This is a genomic window from Corynebacterium sp. HMSC075F02 (genome assembly GCF_001838335.1).
Lineage (GTDB): Bacteria > Actinomycetota > Actinomycetes > Mycobacteriales > Mycobacteriaceae > Corynebacterium > Corynebacterium jeikeium_D.
In genome coordinates, this window is record NZ_KV836312.1 from 113,103 (window position 1) to 135,224 (window position 22,122).

Here is a 22,122-nt window from a genome sequence, read left to right on the forward strand (position 1 = left end):
GATTAGTGGTTATGGCATCTAAGTCTGGTTCTAAGTCCAAAACTCCAACTGCGGCGTTGGAGGTGGAATCTAAGTTCTCAGCTACCCCAGAAGTGGTAGCCCCATCGTTCGATTTCGTTCCACAGGTTGGCTCCACCACCACTGAGGTGCGAAATCTCTCCGCGATTTACCTGGACACGGCGGACCTGCGTCTGACCCGGTCCAAGCACACTCTGCGTCGCCGCACGGGCGGCCCCGATGAGGGGTGGCATCTGAAGGCGCCGGGTACCGGCGGTCGCCTCGAATATGGCGTTGGCCTGGAAGAGGGCTCTGTTAACGGTGAAGGCCGCGATGCTGACTACATCGTGCCTACCGAGTTGCTTGCCCCCGTGCGCGCAATTGTGCGCAATCACCCGCTGCAACCAATCGCGCAGGTAGACAATGAGCGCCACGTCACCACGGTGTTTGCCCTCGATGGCACGCCCATGGCGGAGTTTGCGGATGATCACGTCACGGCGACTTCCTTCCTCGATGGCGGCGAAACCACTACTTGGCGTGAGTGGGAGATTGAGCTGCTCGGGGATTGGGCAAATCACCCGGACGGTAAGGCCGTAATGGCAGCGATGTCCAAGGTCGCTGAGGTGGCTGGCGCCGTGCCGTCGGAAAGCCCTTCGAAGTTGGCGACGGCGTTGGGTGACTCCATCGACTCCGCTCCCCTGCCGCCGGTTCCAGCGAAGCTGCCGAAGGGTACTCCGGGGCGCACTGTGGTCGATGCGCTGGCCGCTAACGTGGCCAAGATGGTCGAGTACGACCCGAAGGTACGCCGCGATGAGTTTGACTCGGTGCATCAGATGCGCGTCGCCACTCGTGAGCTGCGCAGTCATATGCAGACCTTCCACGGCATTGTTGTGGGCGATAAGGTCGCTGAACTGGAGGGCAACCTCAAGCAGCTGGCGGGTGTTCTCGGCGTGGCTCGTGACGCTGAGGTCGTCGCTATGCGCTGGGAGGAGCTGCTGGCCAATCGCGAAAGCGCCGCTTTGGGCGAGGAGCTGCGTGCGAATCTCGTCGAGGATGTCCAGAAGGACTACGACCGCGCTCATCAGCGCGTCATTTTCGCACTCAATTCAAGCGAGTACCTGCAACTTCTCGACGATCTCGATGAGTTCCTCGCCAATCCGCCAATTGCCGCAAATGCGGACGAGGCCGAGGCTGGGGAAAAGAAGTCTAAGAAGAAGGACGAATCGCTTGTCGACGGCGCGGAGAACGCAGCCGCAGAGGATACGTCGGCAGCTGGTTCCGAGGTCGCGGCTGAGGCTGATACTGCCGCCGATGCAGCAGCTTCCACGACCTCAGACAAGGCCGAGCCGGAGAAGGTAGCGGCACCGAAGGAACTCGACACCACTGCGGTGCTGCTTGATCACCTGCGCAGCGCGTTTTCGAAGTTCCGTCGTCGCCACAACCTGGTACTCGATGGCCGCGAGGATGCTGACCTGCCAGAGGCAGATTTGGACGAGCGTTACCACGATGTCCGCAAGGCTGCGAAGAAGCTCCGCTACAGCGCGGAAGCTGCTCAGAACGCGGACCTGCCGACCGAGAAGCTCTACGCTGCTTGCAAGAACCTGCAGTCGGTTCTCGGTGACTTCCAGGACACCTGTACTGCGCGCGACTTCGTACTGGCTCGCGCTAAGCGTGCCTCCCGTGCGGGCAGGGACACCTTCGGCTACGGCGTGCTTTACCAGATGGAGTACTACGACGGCCTGAAGGCCCTGGCTGAGTACGACGATGCCGTGGCAAAGGTTTTCAAGGCCTTCCGCAAGATGGAAAAGAAGATTAAGAAGGGCAAGAAGGCCTAAAGGCGTAGAGCCTTATTTTTCAGCTACTCCCCAGTCGTCATCTTCTTCATCCCAGTCGTCGGCCGCCTTGTTGCGCTCGGCGACTTTTTCCATGGCAGCGCGGGCTTCCTCTTCGGAATCGTAGGGGCCCATTCGGTCGTCCCAACCGGTTTTCTTTCCCTGAAACACCGTGCCCGTCGACGGCTGGTAGTACCACTTACTGCTGTTGTCGCTCACGATTTTTCTCCTCTTCCACATCGAGAACTTGTCGAGTTATCAAGCGGTTCTGCCACCGCCAACTCCACACATAAGCAAACTTGCAGAGAGACAACCATTTACCTGCCATGTGCGCTGCGGCGACATAAAATCCCAGTATATAGGTTTGTCACTGTCCCCCGACCCGGGTATTATCGACGGAATTGTTCACCTTAGAACACAAGCGTTGAACGCGAACACTGCACACCAGCACTATGAGTCCGATCTCTGGAGAGGTTTCACCCATGCCCGCCGCACCCGCTGTCGTAAACGACGTCTTCGATGCCGTCGGTTCTAATGCTTCAGTTGCATACGCCCCGGGTTCCATCAACCTGTTGGGTGAGGACTGCGCGTCCTCCGGCGGCATGCTCCTAGCCACCGCCATTCCGGCCTATGCTGCGGTCGGTATCGAGGAAATCGACGAGCAGCAGCTCGTTGTCGTGTACAAGCGCGAAACTACCAAGATGGATTTCCCGGATAGCGTCCCCGCCGCTTTTTCTCAGGTGCCGACCGCTGTCGCGGCTGCCATCGTCGCATTGCAGCACTCGCTGCATCTCGTTCCGCGCAACAGCAACGGCCTGAAGGTCACCATTGCCTCCACTATCGCGCCAGGTCGCGGTTTTGGAGAAGTTCCGGCAATTCAGTGTGCTCTCGCGCTGGCTCTCAATGCGCGTTTTGGCGACCGCGATGATGTGCCCACCCGCACGCGTATTGCCACCGCTATCCACGAGACCATGGTGCAGATTAAGGGGCAATCGTGGCCGCTGTACCCCTACACCACGGCACTGCGCAGCCGCCCGGACAGCCTGCTGTGCATCAACCACTCGGATGAGGCAGTCACGCAGACGGCGTTCCCGCAGTCGTTGGCGCTGACTGTCGCTTACTCCCCCGATGTCACCGGCGGTTCGCCCGACGAGGAGCGCTACGAGTTCTTCCAGCAAGCCTGCGCCGCTTTTGGCGTGCCGACTCTCGCTAGCCTCCCCGACTCACAGGAGCGGGTCGCGGACTGGGTGCGTGCTCGTCACGAGGTGCACCCGGACGACGAAGACATCCCCACCATCGGCCGTGCCATTCAGTGGCTTGACGAAGCCGACGCATCCTCCGACCGCGCCCGCGCAGTCATCGGCCACATCCGTCACAGCGATATTCAAGCAGCCATCGCAGGGGTTTCGCGCGATGTCAGTGAGCGTGGCTCCGCGCCGTCGGCAAGCTCTGTGCTGGGGCAGATTGCCGAGCTGACCGACACCATTGACTGCGAGAAGATTGCCCGTTGTGCGCCATGCCCGGGTGCGTCGCTGGTGATGTGGTCCCACGTCGACGACGCCGATCGGATTGCCTCCGCGCTTAACGACGGCGGTTCCGAGACCATCCGTGTGGAGAACACTGCGGCCGGCGCGGTGGTCGAGTAATAAAGCTTGTGTGAACGAGTCGGCCTATGAGCCGGATTCTGTCCCTCGGCGCTCCTTTCGGAAAGCGCCGGGTGGCGATCATCCATCTCGGTCTGCCATTGCTGACAGCCTGAAGCAGCACACCCGCGAGTATCGGACGGGCAGCCCTCAAACACTCGCGCACGCGCACGACGAAGCATGCGCGATTTTGCCTTGCTCCTGGTGGGGTTTACCTAGCCGGTGCAATCACTTGCCCCGCTGGTGCGCTCTTACCGCACCTTTTCACCCTCACCGGATCTCCACAGCTTTACGTCAAAGACATCGGCTGTGCGCCCGGCGGTCTATTCTCTGTGGCACTATTCCCGCAGGTCACCCTGGGTTGCTGTTAGCAACCACCATGCCCAGTGGAGTCCGGACTTTCCTCGACAGCGGCCTGGACACACTCTGTAAAAGAGGCGTCCGGTTCCGTTAACTGCCGCGATCACCCGGCCGGCTCGCTCGAATGGTTAGTGTACCCGCCACAACCGCAATTCAAATAACCCGCCGTGCCCGGCTGCTAACCACGCAGGTAGCTGGTGTCGTTAATCAGCCGCACTGATGTCGGCCCATCTGCGTAGAACTCCGCGATGGAGAGGCTGGCCAGGTCCAAGTGCAGGCGAGTGAAGATTTCAAAGCCGCAGCCGAGCCCCTGGCGCAGCAGCGACTTGATTGGCGTGACATGGCTGACTACCAGCACATCCGAGGCACCGAATTGTTGAGCGATGCGCTCACGCGCGGCGCTCACTCGGCTATCGACCGCGCGGAAATCCTCCCCCTCCGGTGGCGCCACGGCCGGATCCGCAAGCCAGGAACTGTGCAGCTCAGGGGTGGCGTTGTGAGCCTCGGAGAAAGTCATGCCCTCCCACTGCCCAAAGTCGGTCTCGCGCAAATCCTCTTCAACGTGGATGTCCAGGCCGAGCGCTTTGGCTGCCGCCTCTGCGGTCTGCTGTGCACGACGCTGTGGAGAGGCCACAATCGCCGAGAAACTCATGTTGCCGCTATCGACCAACGCCGCCAGGTGACGTGCTGCCGCTTCCGCTTGCTGTCTGCCCACCTCTGTCAGGTCGGGGTTCGAACGGCTTCCCGAGTACTCCCGGCGAATCGACATTGGCGACTGCCCATGGCGCAGCAGCACCAACCGCGTGGGATCCGTAGTCGCACCCGTCCAGCCCGGCGCGCTATCGCGCTTGTCTGCAGCCTGGCTCATCTACTTGCCTTTCACCGCTCCCAGCGTTTCCGCACGCACAATCATCGCGCCGCATTCAGGACAGAACGTCACTTCTTCCGGCGCGAGCGTGGTGAATTCATGCACGGTTCCTACATCGAGCTCCATGAAGCAGGAACCGCAGGTGCGTCCGTTTAAGCGGGCAACGGGGATCCCATTAGCAAGCGCTAGACGACGGTACAGCTTGGCTGCCGAACCATCAATGAGTTTGTCAGCCTCTTCGATTCGGGTCTCAGCGATGGAAATGCGCGCAATGAGGTCAACCTCGGCGTCGTTAAGCCTTTGCTTGGCGGCGACGATGTCATCGTGCGCCTCGTCGGCGTCGTATTCGTGCTCAGCGTCGACCTGATAGGCCTCCTGCATGCGCTCGTACTGCTGGAGTTCCTGTTCAGCGCGTTCGCGGCGGCGCTTGGTGGAGCGCAGGTCGTGTTCGAGGTCACGGCGCGTGGATGAGTCTTCTGCGGCACCGAGCGACAGACGATCAGCCTTTTCGCGAGCCTTCAGCTTGTTGATGTCCGATTCCAGCTTGGCAATATCGCGGCCGATATCGGAGGCGCTGAGCTTGGAGCGCGCTGCCTCACTGGCCTGACGGCTGTGCTTTTTGCGCAGCTCCTGCAACTCGGCACGCTCGGGCAGAACGTTCTGGCGGGCGGTGAGCCCATCCAACAGAGTTTGGTTTTCCGCCTTTTCCAACATCGCAACTTGGATTTGTGGACTAAGCCTCATGGTCTTCACTTCCTTGCCTGTGTCGACGATTCTGCCACTGTCCAGGGATCGGTGCGCACCTCAAGGACCTCGGTCGCGACCCCGAGCCTCTCGGCCAGCATGTCTGCGGCCTGGTAGCACCAGGGGAACTCGCTGGCCCAGTGAGCCGTGTCCACCACGCAGAAGTCCGCGGTCCGCAGTGTCTCATCGACAGGATGATGCCGCAGGTCAGAGGTAACGAACGCATCGACGCCCATCTTTGCCACAGTGTCCAGGAAAGAGTCACCTGAACCAGATGCGACGGCAACCGTGCGAATCATCCGCTCCGGATCGCCTGCGCCTCGCACGCCCCATGCCGTTGCGGGCAGGCGCTCAGCCACACGGGCGACGAATTCCTTAAATGGCATCGGCGTATCCAGCGTGCCCACTCGCCCAATGCCCACAGCCTGCTGCGGATCCAAGCCGGTGGCCTGATTGTCCACGATGTCGAAGGCAGGCTCCTCATACGGATGCGCTGCAACGAGAGCCTTGACAATCGCCGCGCGCACGGACCGTGGCGCGACCATCTCCAGGCGTACTTCCTCGACATACTCAATCTGCCCCTCGGCACCGATGAAGGGATTCGCCCCGCTCAGCGGGCGGAACTGGCCGCGGCCGTTAATGCGAAACGCACAGCTGTCGTAGTCGCCGATAGTGCCCGCGCCCGCCTCAAACATGGCTTGCGCGACCTTATCGACGTGATCTGCCGGAACCTTCACTGTCCAGGTATCCAAGCCGGGAGCCGGCTGCGGAGCTAGCGGCGCACCCGGTTCAACTCCGAGAACCGTGGCCAACTGGTCGTTGACACCCGGTCGGGCGCTGTCAGCGTTGGTGTGCGCTGCAAAGAGAGCCACACCTGCCCGAATCAGCTTATGAATAATCCGACCCTTCGGTGTATCCGCCGCCACGGAATTCACACCACGCAGAAGCAGCGGATGGTGCACAACGAGCATCTGAGCACCGGAGGCAATCGCGCGATCTGCAACCTCGTCAGTGCAGTCCAGCGCCAACGCGATGCGACGCACCTCATCCTGCGGGTCACCGCAGATCAGGCCAACTTTATCCCAGCTCTCCGCCAGTGCCGGCGGGTAGGCCGCGTCCATCGCCGCACGCACGTCGGCAACGGTCACCACTGCGTTATTGCCCTCGGCACGGGTCTGCGCAGAGTCCGTCATACATCCATCCCTTCAACATGCATTTCTCTCCAGCTTCTCTTCCAGCGTAGTGAACTCTGCCCCGCCCCATCAGTTCTGCGACAGCAAATCCGCTACTTCCGCAATGAGCCGCCGCACACTGGTCTCGTCTCGCACAGCCAGCCGCCACCACGAACCGTCCAAACCGGCGAAGGTGTCGCAACGCCGCACGGCTACTCCGCGCGCAGCGAGCCGCTGTCTCAGGCGCTCGTGCTTGACGACGTCAACCTCCGCAGCGTCCGGACCATCATGCGTGCTCAGGGCAACCCCCGGGCGCGCCAGCACAAAGGGAGCCTTGGAATCCAACACCTGCCAGCCGGCGGCTACTAACAGCTGTGTCATAGCCTCGCGCTGCTGACCAATCTCAGCGCGGATTTGTGGCAACAGCTCTGCCTCGCGACACGCGATTGCCGCCATAGCGGTAAGTTGCAGCGTGCCCAGTGGCCAGTGCGGACGCAGTCGCCCCAACTTCGCCAGGAGCTCAGGGGTTCCCAGTGCGTAACCACAGCGCAGGCCTGCGATTGCCCAGGTCTTAGTCATGCTGCGGAAAACGATGACATTATCGGGGATACTGTTCGCTTCCCCCGGCCTGCAATCAGCTAGTGAGCACCGCCGAATAATCTCACCATCGGCGACGTCCATAAATGCCTCATCCACGACCAAGATCCCACAACGGCTGGCGAGCCCCCGCAGGTCATCCGCTGAATGAGCAACACCGGTGGGGTTAGTCGGATTGCCGATGATGACCATCCGACCGTCAAGCTGCTGGGAATGCGGGGAGGAGGCGTTCTCGTGGACGTCGGCAAGCGTAGGCGTGAGCGTGTACGGCGACGGTAGTACCAGCGAATCCACCCCGACTCCCGCGGCGCGGAACGCGGCTTCAGGTTCGGTGAACTGCGGCTGGACGATGGTGGCGGGCAAGCCCAGGTGCGGCAAGAGCGAAAAGCCCTCGGCGACGCCGTGGAGAAGCAGTACCTCGTCGGCGCTGCGATTGTGGTTGGCGGCAATGGCAGCGCGGACGTCGGCATCGAGCTGCGCAGACGGATACGCGGCAAGTTCTCCGAGGGACGTGGCCAGCGAGTCCTGCAGCCACTGCGGTGTGGTGCCGTGAACATTGACGGCAAAGTCCAGGTCAGCGCCATGGGCGGCCTGATCGCCGTGATAGCGCAGCGGGTCGTCTAACATGCCATCCAGCCTAATGACCTTTTAGGATGAACAATATGTCCACTGGCCATCGTCCCACTGTCCTTATTGATGTCGACGGCACCATCGCCGATTCTCTCCCCGCAATCGCACATGGATTCCGCCTTGCGTTGGAGGCAATTGACCACCCACTTCCGCCCGAGAGCTTTATCAACACGATCCCAGGCCCGCCAATGGTGGAGACACTCGCATCCCTCGGGCTTTCCGACGAACAAGTCGACCGAGCCTTCGCTGTGTACATGGAGCATCAACACGCCGGTGCTTGGCAGCGTGCCGAGATGTTCCCCGGCTGGCCGGAGCTCCTGCGCGATTGGCGGGCAGCTGGTGTCCAACTAGCCACTGCGACTTCCAAGGGCGACTACTTCGCCCGTAAAACCTTGGACAATTTCGGGCTTCTCGACGCCTTTGACTTCATCGGCGCCGCCAGCGACGACGGCTCACGACAGACAAAGACCGAGGTCATTGAGTACACGCTCAAGGAGTTGGGCATTGAAACCGATGAAGCAGTGCGTCCGCACGGTTCGGTCGTAATGGTTGGCGATCGCATCCATGATTTTGAGGGCGCCGCACAGTTCGGCATCCCCGCCATCGCTGTTAAATGGGGCTACGGCTCGGAATCTGAGTGGGCATCGGCAGCGGCGGTGGCGTCGTCGCCTGGGGACCTGAATCGTGTTGTGCGGGAAATGTTGTATCTTTAAGACTCGTCAACGATTAGTGACAATCCTATTTTTATTTTCCGAGAAGTTTGGTTTTGCCTATTATGCTTATGAACTCGTCGCATCGTACTGAGTCCGTGTACGTCGTGTTTGTCTGCTCCGGAAATATCTGCCGCTCCCCCATGGCTGAAATCATCGTCCGTGACGCGGTTGAAGCCAATGCGCTTGCCGACGATGTCCTGCTCGCCTCCTGCGGAATCGGCGGCTGGCATGTCGGCGAACCCGCCGACGAGCGAGCGCAAGCCGAGCTGGAAAATGCTGGCTACGATCCGAACCACACCGCGGCACAGCTGGGCGATGAGCACATGGATGCAACGCTTTTCATCGCCATGGATGAATCGCACATCAATGGTCTACTCCACGCTGGCGTGCCAAAAGAGAAGATTCGCCTGATGCGTTCCTTCGACCCGGCATCCCCGAAGGGGGCCGTCGTGGCTGATCCTTACTACGGAGGTCCGGAGGGATTCGTCCGCACTCGAAACGAAATTGAGGCCGCGACGCCGGGAATCATCGCATGGTTGCGTGAGACTCTGGCGCTGGCCTCTGAGCGTTAAGGTTTCAAAACAACCTTTTCTTTTGTTTTGCTGGCATTGCCCCGGTTTCGAAACGCCCAAATCTTATTCAAGATGAAGTTAGCGGGCGTACCCAAGATGACGCCGATGAGGTTTGCCCAGTAGAGGCGGTTTCTAAAGCCGGTGGAGTCGTCGAAAATATCCACCGGCAGTGCCAGTGGCGAGGTGGGGTTAGTCAGCAGCGTGATGACAACCAGGTTCACAATCAGTGCTGAGATACCTGCAAATAAAAACGGGAAGAACTGTCTAAACCAGTTCGGGCGATTGTCAGTTCGGAAGGTCCAGGACCGGTTGAGCTGGAAGTTCCAGATGTTAGCCACGACAAACGCCAGAGTTGCATAGACGTGGGAGTAACGGATATTCCACCGCGTTCCGAACAAGTTCATAAACACGTCGTGCTCATTGGTGCCCAGACTGAGGCCCAACTTGCGGGCAATAATCACGACAATCAGGTTGACAACCACACCTGTGCCGCCGACCAGGCCGAACTTGATGAACTGGCGCGAGACTGTGCTGAAGCGGCGTGAAGGCGAAGATTTCGCTGTTTGCGTGCCCACCACGACACCTCTCTTTCCATCTATCCCCGGGTAGATTCCCCGTCAAATACGCTCAAATAACTTTACCCGAAGTTCACTCAATCTCCGCACCGCCAATCACCTGCCGCTCTAGTGCCATCCACACCACCGGGTAAGCTCAATGAATGTGTTTAAGAATGTGCGCCAGTTTCTGACCCCTGGATGGGTTCTCACTGCCATTGTCGCCATTGCGTTTTCCTATCTCGCATTTACTGTTCTGGCTCCGTGGCAGTTGGGTAAGAACACCGCGACGCAGCATCGCAATCAGCAGCTTGAGCACTCATTCGAGCTCGACCCCGTAGATGTCAATGAGCTAATGCCCAAGGGCAAAGGGTTCGTCGAGGGCAACGAATGGCGTCGCGTTACCGCCACCGGGTCCTTCCTACCGGATACCCGCGTGCTATTGCGTAACCGCCCGGTCAATGGAGCCCCCGCCGTCCAGGTACTCGATGTCTTCGTCGCTAACAATGGCGAAAACTACCTGGTCAACCGCGGCTTTGTACGCCCGACAGACTCCAGCACCCCCAATGTTGAGCCAGCCCCGAAGGGCACCTTGACTATCTCGGCCTTTACCCGCCGAAACGAGATTCCCGCCGAGACCGCCCCAATCCCCGGCACCCCGCCGCAGGTCTACGGAATCAACACCAAGGAAGTGTCCGAGCTAGTCGACACCGAACTCAACCCCGATTGGCTTCAGCTCTCGGACAAATCCGATGCCGTCATCGAGGCCATTCCACTGCCCACTCTGGAGTCCGGCCCCTACCTCTCCTACGGCATTCAGTGGATTTTCTTCGGCGCTCTCGTGCCGCTGGCCGTCGTCTGGTTCATTCGTGCTGAAATCGTCGAGCGCAGACGAGACCGCGCGGAGCAAGAGGAGATGGCTAAGAACCTCCGCGATGCCGAAGCCGCGGAACCAGTAGATGACGCTGATGACTCTGAGGACGCAACACCCGAATCGGACGATGCCACCACTCCCACTCCTCCGCAGGCTAAGTCCGAAGAGGATCGCGCCGCCGAGCTGCACCGCCAGCGCATGGCGCAACGCTACGGCAACACTGGCCACCGCGCCGCAGGTTACCGCGACAACCGATACGACGAACGCTTCTAGCTCGCAGCTCGCGCCTTCGCGTGCCGGACGCATCCGGCCACAACCACAGCTCCCGCACAGCTGAGCGCAACAATATTTTGCACTCGCTTGCTCAGCTCAGCTGCACGCCGAACATCCGCCACCGCAGGCGCCCGGCCACCGCCCAGCACTGGGCGCATCTCCACACCGCTGAGATACACCGTCTTACCACCCAGCTGCAGCCCCAGCGCGCCGGCCGCACTCGCCTCCACAACGCCCGCGTTTGGACTTGGATGGTTGCTGGCATCTCGTTGCCACGCTGCCAATGCTTGACGACGATTCGGGCCCGCAACCACAGTTGCGACAGCTGTGAGCCTGGCGGGGAGGAACCCGGCGACGTCGTCAAGCCGTGCACTGGCCCACCCGAACTGGCGATAGCGGTCATTGCGGTATCCGACCATCGCGTCAAGGGTATTGACCGCTCGATGAGCAACCACACCAGGAGCTCCTGCAATGGCTCCCCACATGAGTGTGCCGGTGACTGCGTCGGAGGTATTTTCGGCGAGCGATTCGACGGTGGCTCGGGCGATCCCATCAGCGTCGAGCGCCTCTGGATCACGCGAGCACAGCCACGGCACAAGCTCTCGGGCAGCATCGATATCTCCGGCGGAAAGTCGGTCGGCCATACGTTCGCCCGTGCGGCGGAGGGTAGTGCCGCCGAGCGATGCCCACGTGGTGGCAGTCAGTGCGAGGGTCGGGGCGACTGTACTGACTGCGGCGGTAAGCACTACCGGTGCGGCCACTGCGATTGTGGTGAAAGCTACACCGCGCGCCTTGGAATCGGCATAAATTCGGCGCTCAAGTTTGCTGACGGCCTGCCCGTAGATTGCCACCGGATGGTGATTGGTGGGATCTGCGAAAATGCGGTCAAGCGCATATCCCGCAGCGATGGCTGCACCGCGTCGCCAGAGGCGTCGACTTCTGGCTTTTATACGCAATTTAATCGAACTGTCCCTGCAGAACGGCTACGACATCGAGCGGAGTGACATGTGCTGCCGGATGACGGTGCGAAGATGCAGCCATCAAGGTGTAATCACAGGTGTGCCGGATACCGAGTAGGTGCCCAAACTCGTGTGCAAGCGTGCTGCGAATTGCATCAGGATAGAGTGTGGAAGTAACGAAAACCGTCATTTCTTTACTAATTTCCGATGCAGAAGCCAAAACGTGCGAGTTCGGCTTAGGCACGTAGCGAACGCTCACGGTATCCGAATCAGCTTTGTCTTTGGTCACTTCCCGGAGCACGACCTTGCCACCGAGCTTTTCATTCCACTCTTGGGCAGCAGCGTCCAGCTGCGCGCGGTACGGAAAGTCTGGAGCAACAACGTAGTCCAGGGTGCCGTCGGCAAGGTAGGAAGGCATCTTGTCGGAGAGATGGAGAATCGATGGATCCTCCACCGGCTCGCCTGCATTTGCGGCTTTGACCATTGCCTTACAGGTGGCAGCGTCGATTACTGGTTTACCGTCTCCTCCAATTGCGTAGGCCTGTGGGCCCGCAAGTAGAGATCCGGCAACAATGATGGTTACTAGCGATTTTGTAAAACGCACAGACCGGGAGTTTAGCACAAACAAAAATCCACCCGGATTCTCCATTACAAGAATCCGGGCGGATTATGTCTGTGCGGCGAGAGGGTTTCGAACCCCCGACCGCTGGTGTGTAAAACCAGAGCTCTACCGCTGAGCTATCGCCGCGCTGCTGCGAAACTTTAACACACGGCAAACATAGATTGCCAATTGCGCACTACACACAGCGTTTATCCAGTTTATTTAAGCAGACTTTCTCAACGACGACAGCCCGCCTCACGGCAGCCCTACCCAGCAACAGCTCAGCTAGTGGCCAAATTTAGCTGATTAGCTAAAGCCAATCAGCTAGAACCGGCTAGCTAGAGCGCTGCACCAGGCAATTGCCCTGCCAATCCCCCAGACGAAGCGCCGAGGTGTTGGAGAAACCTGCCAGCTGTGCGGACTCATCAATCACGCCAGGATCAATGGCGCCCGGCTGACCAGCGCCTGGCGTGAGCAGCCAAACGCGGCCTTCATCCTCCAAAGGGCGGGAAGCATCCACAAGGCCATCGACCAAGTCGCCGTCTTCTTCACGCCACCACAGCAATACGACGTCGACAACCTCATCCGTGTCTTCGTCGAGCAGGTCTGCATCCAGGAAATTCTCGACCGACTCACTGATTGCTGAGTCACAGTCTGTATCCCAGCCAACCTCCTGGACTAGCTGACCTTCCTTGATGCCGAGCCTGCTCGCATATTCATGAGCAGCGCCTGTGGCGTTGACCACTTCCCTTTTCCTCCTCTAGAAAAAATATTCAGCTCGATTTTTCGAACTATGTGGAGAAATTTTACCGCTCAAATACATTTTTCACAGCTGCAAAATAAGAATTTCCCCAAAAAGGTGCAGTTTTCGCAGTGTTCTTCGCAATGTTCGTCGTAAAGCCGACCGGATTGTTCGGTGAAAGCGTGTGCAAGAAACGGCTAGGGGCACAACAAACGATTCAGACGTAGAGTGGAGAAAAATAACCTTTGCCTTTCCTTCAGGGACTGAAAGGAGCTCACAATGTCCGATACCTCGTCGGGTACGCCACAAGCCCACTCTGATGAGTCAAACTTTGCCCTTATCCGTGATGGGGTCGCCTCCTATCTCACGGATGCAGATCCTGAAGAGACCAAGGAGTGGCTTGAGTCTCTCGACGGACTGTTAGAAGAGGCAGGTCCGGAGCGCGCACGTTTCCTCATGCTGCGCCTGCTGGAACGTGCCACGGCAAAGCGCGTGGCTCTACCGCCGCTGACCTCGACAGACCTCGTCAACACCATCCCAACTGAGATGGAGCCAGAATTCCCAGGCGATGAGGACATTGAGCGCCGCTACCGCAAGTGGATTCGCTGGAATGCGGCAATTATGGTCCATCGCGCACAGCGTCCGGGTATCGGCGTGGGCGGACATATCTCCACCTATGCGGGCGCCGCACCGCTTTACGAGGTCGGCTTTAACCACTTCTTCCGCGGCAAAGACCACCCAGGCGGCGGTGACCACGTCTTCTTCCAGGGCCACGCTTCGCCGGGTATGTACGCCCGCGCATTCCTAGAGGGGCGTCTGACCGAAGAGGACCTCGACGGTTTCCGTCAGGAAGTCTCCCTCGGCGAGGGCAATGGCCTTCCCTCCTACCCGCACCCGCATGGCATGCCGGAGTTCTGGGAGTTCCCGACGGTGTCCATGGGCCTTGGTCCGCTCAACGCCATCTACCAGGCACGCTTCAACCGCTACCTGCATGACCGCGGCATCAAGGACACCTCCCAGCAGCACGTTTGGGCCTTCCTCGGTGACGGCGAAATGGACGAGCCGGAATCTCGTGGCGCCATTCAGCATGCGGCGCTGCACAACCTGGATAACCTGACATTCGTCATTAACTGTAACCTGCAACGCCTCGACGGTCCGGTGCGCGGCAACACCAGCATCATCCAGGAGCTGGAGTCGTTCTTCCGCGGCGCTGGTTGGAATGTCATCAAGGTCGTTTGGGGCCGCGAGTGGGACGAGCTCTTCGCTAAGGACAAGGACGGCGCACTAGTCGACCTGATGAATAAGTTCTGCGATGGCGACTACCAGACGCTGAAGGCTAACAACGGCGCTTGGGTGCGCGAGCACTTCTTCGGCCGTGACCCGCGCACTGCCAAGCTGGTCGAGGACATGACCGACGAGGAGATTTGGAACCTCCGTCGCGGTGGCCACGACTACCGCAAGATTTACGCTGCCTACAAGAAGGCCTTGGAGACCAAGGATCAGCCGACCGTCATTCTGGCGCACACGGTTAAGGGCTATGGCCTCGGCCATAACTTCGAGGGCCGCAACGCGACCCACCAGATGAAGAAGCTGACGCTCGATGATCTGAAGCTTTTCCGTGATAACCAGCGCATTCCGATCTCCGACGAGGAGCTGGAGAAGGATCCCTACCTGCCGCCGTACTACAACCCGGGCCCGGAGTCCGAGGAAGTGCAGTACATGCTGGAGCGTCGCAAAGAACTCGGCGGTTTCGTGCCGGAGCGTCGCACTAGCTACGAACCACTGACAACGCCAAAGCCGGAAACCCTGAAAAACCTCCTCAAGGGATCAGGTAAGCAAAAGGTTGCCACCACTATGGCGACGGTGCGTGTTTTCAGGGACCTGATGCGCGATAAGGATCTCAAGGACCGCTTCGTGCCTATCATCCCTGATGAGGCCCGCACCTTCGGCATGGACTCCTGGTTCCCGACGCTGAAGATCTACAACCCGCACGGCCAGAACTACACTCCGGTCGACCATGAACTGATGCTGTCCTACAAGGAAGCGAAGGACGGCCAGATTCTGCACGAGGGCATTTCCGAGGCGGGCTCTGTGGGGTCGTTTACCGCTGTCGGCTCGGCGTACGCCACCCATGGCGTGGCCATGATTCCGCTCTACATCTTCTACTCGATGTTCGGTTTCCAGCGCACGGCTGACTCCATCTGGGCTGCCGGTGACCAAATGTCCCGCGGCTTCCTACTCGGCGCCACCGCCGGTCGCACGACGCTGACAGGTGAAGGCCTGCAGCACATGGACGGTCACTCCCAGCTGCTGGCAGCTACGAACCCGTCCGTGGTCTCCTACGACCCAGCATTCGGCTACGAGATTGCTTACATCGTCTGCGACGGTATCGACCGCATGTATGGTCCGGAGCGCGGCGAAGATGTCATTTACTACCTGACTATCTACAATGAGCCGACTTCGCAGCCGGCTGTCCCGGAAGACCTCGATGTCGAAGGGCTGCTTGGCGGTATCTACCGCTTCCGCAAGGCTGAGGGCGACAAGCATGTCAACCTGCTGGCTTCCGGCATTGGCATGCAGGAGGCGCTGCGCGCCGCGGACATCCTGGAAGACTACGGTGTGGCTTCCTCGATTTACTCGGTGACTTCGTGGAATGAGCTGGCTCGCGATGGACACGAGCGTGACACTGAGCGTCTGCACAACCCGGCTGAAGAGGTCGAGGACGCCTTCGTTACCCGCCAGCTGTCCGACACCGATGGGCCGTTCATCGCGGTGACTGATTTCCAGCGTGCGGTCCCGGAGCAGATTCGCAAGTGGGTTCCGGGTGACTACACTGTCCTCGGCACCGACGGCTACGGCTTCTCGGATACCCGTCCGGCCGCTCGCCGCTACTTCAACTCCGACGGCGAGTCAGTCGCTGTTGCGGCCCTGGCCGCACTGGCACGCGCTGGCAAGCTCGACAAGAGTGTCGCCCAGGAAGCAGCCGAAGAGCTGCAGATTACCGATCCAACCGCAACCACTCAGGACGCTGAATAATGACCTCTAGCCTTGGAGATCAGCTCAGCGCCCTATTGGGCACACAGGTCACCGGAGCCGGTGACGCTGACGATGCCTCTCTCAATGCAGCGAACGCGGGCTCGAAGAAGGGTTCCGCCGACGCTGACCTGCCCGCAGGTCTTCACGGAGAGGTCGCGGCAATCGTCAAAAAGATGGCTAACGACGAGGTGGAGTCCCTAGAGCTCCCCACTCCGCTGACCGACTACGGCTTTGACCGCTTGAGCGTCGTAGAGTTGGCCGTCCGCTGTGAGGAAGGGCTGGGAGTCCGCATTGAGGACGAGGACATTCCCTCGTTTAAGACCCTTGGCGATGTAGTTGACTACATCGCCGCCCGGCGCGGGTAGAGCTGCAGCACGTTAGCTGCCTCTACCCCGCCGAGGTCTGCGTTGCCAGCGGTCGAGTTGCCGCTGGCACTGTCGGGTCCGGCAGGGGTGGACGTCGTAAAGCACTCTTCGGGGGCGTAGCCTGCCGTCATCATGCGCATCGGCTCTAACACGCGATCCCACGGCCCGCCGATGGCCGCGTCGAGGGCGCCTGCGATGTCGCCGCCGCGTGCCATGATGGAACGCAGCGCATCCTCGTTGACCACGATGTTTCCGGCGGCATCGGTCTGTCCGGCGAAAGTCCCCAGCTGCGGGGTATGACAGTAGCGCATGCCATCGATGGCGGAGCCGTCATCATCCACGGCTGGGTCTTGCGCCAGCTCGAAATAGAGGCGGGGCCACCTAGCCAGGTTGTCCACCAGTGTGGCGATGGTGTCTGCACTTGCAGTGAAAGTCACCTCTGCGCACAAAGTGGCATCCTGGTCGGTCGCACGCCAAATATCCCGGCCTGGCTTAGTGCCATCGGGCATGCTGAGTCGGGCCAGCGCCCACGTGATGTGTGGTTGCAGCGGCCCTGGCATGCTGTGAATCCACAGGACGCCTGAAAGTTGGGTGCGCATAGACGAAGGTCCTCGGAAAAGTTGCGGTCAATTGGTGTAAGACGAGATTCGTCTTCCCCTACGAACTCATCCAACGACACTTGCCACACTGCAGAAAAAAGCACTGCGGTAAAACAACACTTCTGAGGTTTGCGTTGCACGTGTTTATGATTGTTATTTCCGAGACGGCTGCTGGCAACCCTCAAGTTGTCCTTAATCCCCCAGATGTGATTTAGCGCTGAGACGAAAAATCGACGCCGCAAGCGACGCCGACTTAGCTCATATCCCCTTAATCTTTAGCGTGTTCTTCCAGTTCACGCCATAGTTCATCGTTGAAGTCAGTCCACAGCGGCTTTGCCCACTCCCCGAAAGCTCGGTCGGTCAAGGCGATCGCCGCCCGTCCGGTTGGACGATGCAGCCACAGGAACGTACCCGCCTGCCCGAAGTGGCCAGCGACGTCCTTGGGCATCGAAACACCAAACCACAGCCCCTGCTTGGAATCGGGGTGTCCGAAAATCTCAAAGCCCAGGCCCCAATCGGCCGGACGTTGCATACCATAGCCCGGCACCACACCATTCAGGCCCGGGAACTGCACCGTCAACGCTTCGGTCACGGTATCGGGATGCAGCAGAGTCGGGGCGAGAACCTCATCGACGAAGGCCATGAGATTAGCGACACTGCTGCGCGCGCCATGCCCTGCCGAGCCATCCAGCACGGAATCTGACATCCCCAGCGGCTCAAACACGGCCTGGCGCAGGTATTCACTAAACGGCATCTCTGCCTCCGCAGCGATGGCATCGGCGATGATGTCAAAGCCCGCGGAGGAGTAAATGCGCCGCTCCCCTGGTTCTTTTTCCAGCTCACGGCTGGCAAACCCCACTCCGCCGGCGTGCGCCAGAAGGTGACGCACAGTCGCGCCGTGACCGGGTGGCGTGAGCTCTTGGTCGAGCTCCACCGCGCCCTCTTCGACGGCTACAAGCATTCCCATAGCGGCTAGCAACTTGGTCACACTGGCGAGCTCAAAAACGCGACCGCTATCTCCGTGGGTGTGCCAACTGCCATCGTCGGCACGCACGGCAGCCGCGACCGTGTCAACTGGCCACTGATCAACTTGCGCAAGAACAGAGGGCTTCCAAGAAGTCATGTCCTCAAGACTACGCAAGCGTGGCGGACTCGGACTTTTCGGCGGAATCGGACTTCTCAGCAGGCGCGTCTGCAGACTCGTCGTCCGACTCGTCGGCTGGCGACAGGTCGGCGTTGGCGCTGGCGTCCCACTCGTCCTTATCCCAGATTCCCGCACGCTTTGCGACGACCAACGGGACCACGGCCTGACCGGTAACGTTCACCGCAGTGCGGCCCATATCCACAATCGGCTCGACAGCCAGCAGGAGGCCGACGCCGGCAAGTGGCAGGCCAAGGGTCGACAGGGTCAGGGTCAGCATGACGGTAGCGCCGGTGGTACCAGCAGTTGCAGCCGAACCGATAACGGAGACGAAGATGATGAGCAGGTAGTCCGTGAAGTCCAACGGCACACCGTAGAACTGCGAGACGAAGATAGCCGCGATAGCCGGGTAAATGGCGGCGCAACCATCCATCTTCGTGGTGGCGCCCAGCGGTACTGCGAAGGAGGCGTACTCATCCGGTACGGCCAGACGACGGGAGACAACGCGCTCAGTGACCGGCATGACGCCCATAGACGAACGGGTGAAGAAGCCGAGCGAGGTCACTGGCCAGACGCGACGGAAGAAGTCGATTGGGCTAATGCCATGAATCTTCAGCACGACTGGGTACACGACTGCAATGACCAGGAACAGGCCAACGTAAATAGCAATGGCGAACTTGCCCAGGCTGCCGAGCGCTTCCCAGCCATACTCAGCGACGGCGTGGCCGATGAGGGCTGCGGTACCAATCGGTGCCAGGCGGATGACCCACCACAGCACCTTCTGCACGATGGTCAAAAGAGAGCCGGAAAACTCGATGAATGGCTCAGCCTTCGGGCCAACCTTCACTGCGGCGACACCGAAGACAATCGCGATGACCAGCAGCTGCAGGACGTTGAAGTTCAGCGAGCCGGATACAGCACCGTCAGATTCGCTGATCTTCACGCCAAGGCCGAGGAAGTTCTGCGGGACAATGCTCTGCAGGAATCCCCACCAGGAGCCCACGGAACTCGGCTCTTGCGCTGCCGAGGCATCCACACCAGAGTTAACGCCCGGTTTGATGACCAAGCCCAGCACGATGGCGATGACCACCGATACAAAGGACGTAATGGCAAACCAAATCAGTGTCGAAACAGCCAGCTTGGCTGCACCTGCGACCTGACGAAGGTTGGCAATCGACACTACGACTGCGGTGACAACTAGTGGTGGGATGAGCAGCTTCAACAGCGTGACGTAGGTACTGCCGACCTCGTCGAGCGCTGTGCGCAGCGAGGAGTCATCGCCAGTACTGCGGGCCATGAAGCCCAAAATGAGACCAATAATCAGGCCATAGACAACTTGGGCACCGAAGCCGGTCGCCCATTTAAATTTATTCACTTTTCCTCCTGGAGTTTTATTTCTCTGAAAACACTTGTGCCGCGCCTTATGCCGTCTGACAAATGAGCGCGACGGGATCCGAGGCCGCTGAGCTCAGCCTCGAAGAGACAGGCGCAGCGAGGCGGAAGCCCCGAAGTGTTTAGCGACAGGAGGAAGTGGAGATTCGGCCGTAATCGAGCCAACGCCGCTTTGTGAGCATTTTCATGTTGGTCATTTCTATCTAGCAAGTCCGGTCAAGAGACAAACGATAAGACTGCCACGATTGATGTTGTGACACCAATTTCCAACACGGCCCCTCACCCGAATATTCCACATCGCTAATTCGATTTCTCAGCCTGCCTGCGCAACTGCAGTACCTTCAGCGAGCAGAGGAAGCCAATAGTCAACGCGCCGACAGCGGAATACAGCGCAAACTGCGTGGCATGTGCAAACGCATTTGTCAGCGGCACCAACACACCGTCGGGAGCACCCTGCGCACGCAGACCAATCAGCATCGAGCCAGCGGAATCCTTCAGCCCCTGCCCCATCTGCTCCAGGCCCGGCGACAGCTTCGCGATCTCACGATCCAGCCCAATCGTCAGCGCCATACCACCGAGCGCAGCACCGAGCGCCGAACCAATCTGCCGAATTGTCGACTGCGTTGCCGATGCCTGCCCCGACAGACGCACCGGAATATCGCCAAGCACCAGCGAGGTCAACTGTGCCGATGCCAGACCAAGACCCAGGCCGTAGACGATCAATGCAAATACAACGAGCCACAGCGGCAGGTCAACGCGCTCTTCGGCCGCCAACTGCAGCGAACCAAAGACCTCGAGACCAAGGCCCACAATCACCACACCGGCCGGGGTAATCCGAGCTGCCAGATGACGCGCCATGGCACCTGCGAAGAACGCACCGAGAGCCATTGCTGCCAGGACCAGGCCGGTTGCGATCGTCGATAAGCCAATCGCAGACACCAGGTAGAGCGGCAGCACGAAGACCAGCGCGAACTCACCCACCGCGACAAGCATCGCCGTGGTATTCCCCCAGCTGAACGTGGCGTAGGAGAACATCGACACGTCCAACAGCGCAGGATCCGCGTTCTTCCGACGACTGTTTTCCCACAGCACGAAAGCGACAAGCACCACCGCACCAACCAAGAGCGTGACGACGGGTGCGGAGGGAAAAGCAAACCCTATCTTGGCGCCTTGAATGATGCCGAAGACCACGGCACCAAAGCCAATTCCAGACAACACCAGGCCAAGGACATCGAAGCGACCCTCGCCATTGGTATCGCCTGCGGTGTTCGGCACCCAGCGCAGCGCAAGGACGAAAAGCACGACGGCGATAGGCACGTTGACCCAGAAGATAGCTTCCCAACCAGCAAACTGCGTAAGCACGCCACCCAGGAGTGGGCCGACTGCTGCAGCACCAGACATGACCGCACCCCAGATGCCGAATGCGGTGGCACGATCTTTATCACGGAATAGTGCGTTCACGCTGGACAGTGTTGATGGCAGAATGCACGCGCCACCAATGCCTTGGATGACGCGGGCAATGACCAGTGGCGCCAAGGCTGTGGAAAGTGCGGCCACGACGGAGCCGACCGTGAAGATGACCAGACCGACGAGAAAAAGCGTTCGACGGCCGAAGCGGTCGCCAGCGCGGCCAGAGGTCAGGAGTAGTGCGGCGAAAACGACGGAGTAGATTGTGGTGATCCACTGCGCGCCCACGATGTCGAGACTCAGCTCCGAAATGATGGTCGGCAATGAAACACCGACGATGGTGCCGTCCAGGACGATCATGCCGAGGCCAACCGCGAGCACGAGCAACCCCCACCATCGCTGTGGTGAGGCCGCGAACTCAGCGATCTGATCCTCGTTGGCGATTGCCATGACGGGGGTGCCCTTCGCTTTCGCTGTGGCACCGGCTTGTGCGTCGGCTGAGACGTCGGCGCTGCTCAAGGGAGGTTTTGTACTCATAGGATTAATGCTAGAAGTGTCCAAGCACTGATTCATCAACCGAAAGTCGTAACTTTGCGGGGGCTTTGGTTCGTTGAGGATGGGGAGGCAGCTTGCTTCATCCCGCCCGGGAGATGAGGTCATTGAGAACGAGGGACAGATTCATTGGGCCTGTGTAACTGCTCCCAGAGTCGCTGGCTATAGGGCTTTTATCACCGCACGGTGGCAGATTGCTATGATGCTATGAGGTTTTGGGCATTGGTTCATAGTGCTTAATTACCACTTCACAGTGCCAAATCCTTGCCCCTATAGCTCAGTCGGTTAGAGCAGAGGACTCATAATCCTTTTGTCGCAGGTTCGAGCCCTGCTGGGGGCACGATGTGAAGTCTCGCAGCATTCTTGACAGTGTGCTGTGGGACGTTTCCGCTTCCCAGCGCCGATTTTGGGGGCTGCTGTCTCGCAACCTGCTTGCCAAGATGTCTCATGACATTGTTGACACTTTTAGGCGGTGGGGTTACTCCGGCAGGTGGGTGGT

Annotated in this window: 19 protein-coding genes, 2 tRNA genes, 1 other RNA gene and 1 pseudogene; 8 read left to right on the forward strand and 15 right to left on the reverse strand. The window is 59.7% G+C overall.

Annotated elements, in window-relative coordinates; genetic code table 11:
• Nucleotides 1–11 precede the first annotated feature (11 nt).
• Nucleotides 12–1,832 (forward strand): CYTH and CHAD domain-containing protein, encoded by a 1,821-nt coding sequence (locus HMPREF2920_RS06180; RefSeq protein ID WP_070854089.1) that lies wholly within the window; start codon nt 12–14, stop codon nt 1,830–1,832.
• Nucleotides 1,833–1,844: 12 nt separating this feature from the next.
• Here the strand turns inward: HMPREF2920_RS06180 and HMPREF2920_RS06185 are convergent, their stop codons facing one another.
• Nucleotides 1,845–2,048, reverse strand: coding sequence for an SPOR domain-containing protein (locus HMPREF2920_RS06185; protein WP_016423068.1), 204 nt, complete (start codon nt 2,046–2,048; stop codon nt 1,845–1,847).
• 263 nt (nt 2,049–2,311) lie between these two features.
• Between HMPREF2920_RS06185 and HMPREF2920_RS06190 the strand changes: the two genes are divergently transcribed.
• Nucleotides 2,312–3,475, forward strand: coding sequence for a galactokinase family protein (locus HMPREF2920_RS06190; protein ID WP_070549796.1), 1,164 nt, complete (start codon nt 2,312–2,314; stop codon nt 3,473–3,475).
• Nucleotides 3,476–3,486: 11 nt separating this feature from the next.
• Here the strand turns inward: HMPREF2920_RS06190 and rnpB are convergent.
• From rnpB to cobC, 5 genes and pseudogenes are all read right to left on the reverse strand, one after another.
• An RNA gene (rnpB, locus tag HMPREF2920_RS06195) (RNase P RNA component class A) lies at nt 3,487–3,951 on the reverse strand.
• Between the two features lie 59 nt (nt 3,952–4,010).
• Nucleotides 4,011–4,676 (reverse strand): annotated as a pseudogene (locus HMPREF2920_RS06200) (histidine phosphatase family protein); the annotation flags it as partial.
• A 24-nt stretch (nt 4,677–4,700) separates the two neighbouring features.
• Nucleotides 4,701–5,444, reverse strand: coding sequence for a zinc ribbon domain-containing protein (locus HMPREF2920_RS06205; protein ID WP_070546224.1), 744 nt, complete (start codon nt 5,442–5,444; stop codon nt 4,701–4,703).
• Nucleotides 5,445–5,449: 5 nt separating this feature from the next.
• A complete protein-coding gene (locus tag HMPREF2920_RS06210) occupies nt 5,450–6,637 on the reverse strand; it encodes a Nif3-like dinuclear metal center hexameric protein (RefSeq protein WP_070546222.1) in 1,188 nt (395 codons plus the stop codon).
• A 69-nt stretch (nt 6,638–6,706) separates the two neighbouring features.
• On the reverse strand, nt 6,707–7,840 hold the full coding sequence (gene cobC / locus HMPREF2920_RS06215) for an aminotransferase class I/II-fold pyridoxal phosphate-dependent enzyme (protein ID WP_070546220.1): 1,134 nt from the start codon (nt 7,838–7,840) through the stop codon (nt 6,707–6,709).
• A gap of 35 nt (nt 7,841–7,875) precedes the next feature.
• Here cobC and HMPREF2920_RS06220 point away from each other — a divergent pair, with 35 nt between their 5' ends.
• Together HMPREF2920_RS06220 and HMPREF2920_RS06225 are read left to right on the forward strand one after the other, a co-directional pair.
• Nucleotides 7,876–8,556, forward strand: a complete 681-nt coding sequence (locus tag HMPREF2920_RS06220) for an HAD hydrolase-like protein (protein WP_049192884.1) — start codon at nt 7,876–7,878, stop codon at nt 8,554–8,556.
• A 68-nt stretch (nt 8,557–8,624) separates the two neighbouring features.
• Nucleotides 8,625–9,128: a low molecular weight protein-tyrosine-phosphatase gene (locus HMPREF2920_RS06225; RefSeq protein ID WP_369707166.1), complete on the forward strand. Its 504-nt coding sequence runs from the start codon at nt 8,625–8,627 to the stop codon at nt 9,126–9,128.
• Here the strand turns inward: HMPREF2920_RS06225 and HMPREF2920_RS06230 are convergent.
• Complete coding sequence (locus HMPREF2920_RS06230; protein ID WP_042388795.1) at nt 9,125–9,706, reverse strand: GtrA family protein; 582 nt, start codon at nt 9,704–9,706, stop codon at nt 9,125–9,127. The two genes, HMPREF2920_RS06225 and HMPREF2920_RS06230, sit on opposite strands and share 4 nt — an antisense overlap.
• 136 nt (nt 9,707–9,842) lie before the next feature.
• Between HMPREF2920_RS06230 and HMPREF2920_RS06235 the strand changes: the two genes are divergently transcribed.
• Nucleotides 9,843–10,829: an SURF1 family cytochrome oxidase biogenesis protein gene (locus HMPREF2920_RS06235; protein ID WP_049170162.1), complete on the forward strand. Its 987-nt coding sequence runs from the start codon at nt 9,843–9,845 to the stop codon at nt 10,827–10,829.
• Here the strand turns inward: HMPREF2920_RS06235 and HMPREF2920_RS06240 are convergent.
• From HMPREF2920_RS06240 to HMPREF2920_RS06255, 4 genes are all read right to left on the reverse strand, one after another.
• Nucleotides 10,826–11,785: a cobalamin biosynthesis protein gene (locus tag HMPREF2920_RS06240; protein WP_222865368.1), complete on the reverse strand. Its 960-nt coding sequence runs from the start codon at nt 11,783–11,785 to the stop codon at nt 10,826–10,828. The genes HMPREF2920_RS06235 and HMPREF2920_RS06240 overlap by 4 nt on opposite strands.
• A gap of 1 nt (nt 11,786) precedes the next feature.
• A complete protein-coding gene (locus HMPREF2920_RS06245; protein ID WP_141698021.1) occupies nt 11,787–12,392 on the reverse strand; it encodes a zinc metalloprotease in 606 nt (201 codons plus the stop codon).
• Between the two features lie 72 nt (nt 12,393–12,464).
• Nucleotides 12,465–12,536: transfer RNA gene (locus tag HMPREF2920_RS06250), tRNA-Val, on the reverse strand.
• Nucleotides 12,537–12,723: 187 nt separating this feature from the next.
• On the reverse strand, nt 12,724–13,134 hold the full coding sequence (locus tag HMPREF2920_RS06255; protein ID WP_005511050.1) for a DUF3052 domain-containing protein: 411 nt from the start codon (nt 13,132–13,134) through the stop codon (nt 12,724–12,726).
• A gap of 276 nt (nt 13,135–13,410) precedes the next feature.
• Between HMPREF2920_RS06255 and aceE the strand changes: the two genes are divergently transcribed.
• Both aceE and HMPREF2920_RS10625 read left to right on the forward strand, forming a co-directional pair.
• Entirely contained in the window at nt 13,411–16,167 is a 2,757-nt protein-coding gene (gene aceE / locus HMPREF2920_RS06260) for a pyruvate dehydrogenase (acetyl-transferring), homodimeric type (RefSeq protein WP_070854090.1), read from the forward strand.
• The gene (locus HMPREF2920_RS10625) at nt 16,167–16,532 is read left to right on the forward strand and encodes an acyl carrier protein (RefSeq protein ID WP_083308422.1); all 366 of its coding nucleotides are present in this window, start codon (nt 16,167–16,169) and stop codon (nt 16,530–16,532) included. Before aceE ends, HMPREF2920_RS10625 begins: the two co-directional genes overlap by 1 nt.
• Here the strand turns inward: HMPREF2920_RS10625 and HMPREF2920_RS06270 are convergent.
• The 4 genes from HMPREF2920_RS06270 to HMPREF2920_RS06285 all read right to left on the reverse strand — a co-directional run bounded on the left by HMPREF2920_RS06270 (nt 16,508) and on the right by HMPREF2920_RS06285 (nt 21,608).
• Complete coding sequence (locus HMPREF2920_RS06270) at nt 16,508–17,131, reverse strand: DUF3145 family protein (protein ID WP_070854091.1); 624 nt, start codon at nt 17,129–17,131, stop codon at nt 16,508–16,510. The genes HMPREF2920_RS10625 and HMPREF2920_RS06270 overlap by 25 nt on opposite strands.
• A 268-nt stretch (nt 17,132–17,399) precedes the next feature.
• Entirely contained in the window at nt 17,400–18,254 is an 855-nt protein-coding gene (locus HMPREF2920_RS06275; protein ID WP_070854092.1) for a serine hydrolase domain-containing protein, read from the reverse strand.
• 10 nt (nt 18,255–18,264) lie between these two features.
• Nucleotides 18,265–19,647 carry a dicarboxylate/amino acid:cation symporter gene (locus HMPREF2920_RS06280; RefSeq protein ID WP_070854093.1) on the reverse strand — a complete coding sequence of 461 codons (1,383 nt, stop codon included), beginning with the start codon at nt 19,645–19,647 and terminating at the stop codon, nt 18,265–18,267.
• 317 nt (nt 19,648–19,964) lie between these two features.
• On the reverse strand, nt 19,965–21,608 hold the full coding sequence (locus HMPREF2920_RS06285; protein WP_083327114.1) for a DHA2 family efflux MFS transporter permease subunit: 1,644 nt from the start codon (nt 21,606–21,608) through the stop codon (nt 19,965–19,967).
• 281 nt (nt 21,609–21,889) lie between these two features.
• Here HMPREF2920_RS06285 and HMPREF2920_RS06290 point away from each other — a divergent pair.
• Nucleotides 21,890–21,963, forward strand: a tRNA-Ile gene (locus HMPREF2920_RS06290).
• Nucleotides 21,964–22,122 lie beyond the last annotated feature (159 nt).

Coding starts and splice junctions, on each gene's coding strand:
- HMPREF2920_RS06210 (WP_070546222.1), bottom strand. CDS start 6,637: ATGACGGACTCTGCGCAGACCCGTGCCGAGGGCAATAACGCAGTGGTG.
- HMPREF2920_RS06270 (WP_070854091.1), bottom strand. CDS start 17,131: ATGCGCACCCAACTTTCAGGCGTCCTGTGGATTCACAGCATGCCAGGG.
- HMPREF2920_RS06235 (WP_049170162.1), top strand. CDS start 9,843: ATGAATGTGTTTAAGAATGTGCGCCAGTTTCTGACCCCTGGATGGGTT.
- HMPREF2920_RS06220 (WP_049192884.1), top strand. CDS start 7,876: ATGTCCACTGGCCATCGTCCCACTGTCCTTATTGATGTCGACGGCACC.
- HMPREF2920_RS06275 (WP_070854092.1), bottom strand. CDS start 18,254: ATGACTTCTTGGAAGCCCTCTGTTCTTGCGCAAGTTGATCAGTGGCCA.
- aceE (WP_070854090.1), top strand. CDS start 13,411: ATGTCCGATACCTCGTCGGGTACGCCACAAGCCCACTCTGATGAGTCA.
- HMPREF2920_RS06180 (WP_070854089.1), top strand. CDS start 12: ATGGCATCTAAGTCTGGTTCTAAGTCCAAAACTCCAACTGCGGCGTTG.
- HMPREF2920_RS10625 (WP_083308422.1), top strand. CDS start 16,167: ATGACCTCTAGCCTTGGAGATCAGCTCAGCGCCCTATTGGGCACACAG.
- HMPREF2920_RS06205 (WP_070546224.1), bottom strand. CDS start 5,444: ATGAGGCTTAGTCCACAAATCCAAGTTGCGATGTTGGAAAAGGCGGAA.
- HMPREF2920_RS06225 (WP_369707166.1), top strand. CDS start 8,625: ATGAACTCGTCGCATCGTACTGAGTCCGTGTACGTCGTGTTTGTCTGC.
- cobC (WP_070546220.1), bottom strand. CDS start 7,840: ATGTTAGACGACCCGCTGCGCTATCACGGCGATCAGGCCGCCCATGGC.
- HMPREF2920_RS06285 (WP_083327114.1), bottom strand. CDS start 21,608: ATGAGTACAAAACCTCCCTTGAGCAGCGCCGACGTCTCAGCCGACGCA.
- HMPREF2920_RS06190 (WP_070549796.1), top strand. CDS start 2,312: ATGCCCGCCGCACCCGCTGTCGTAAACGACGTCTTCGATGCCGTCGGT.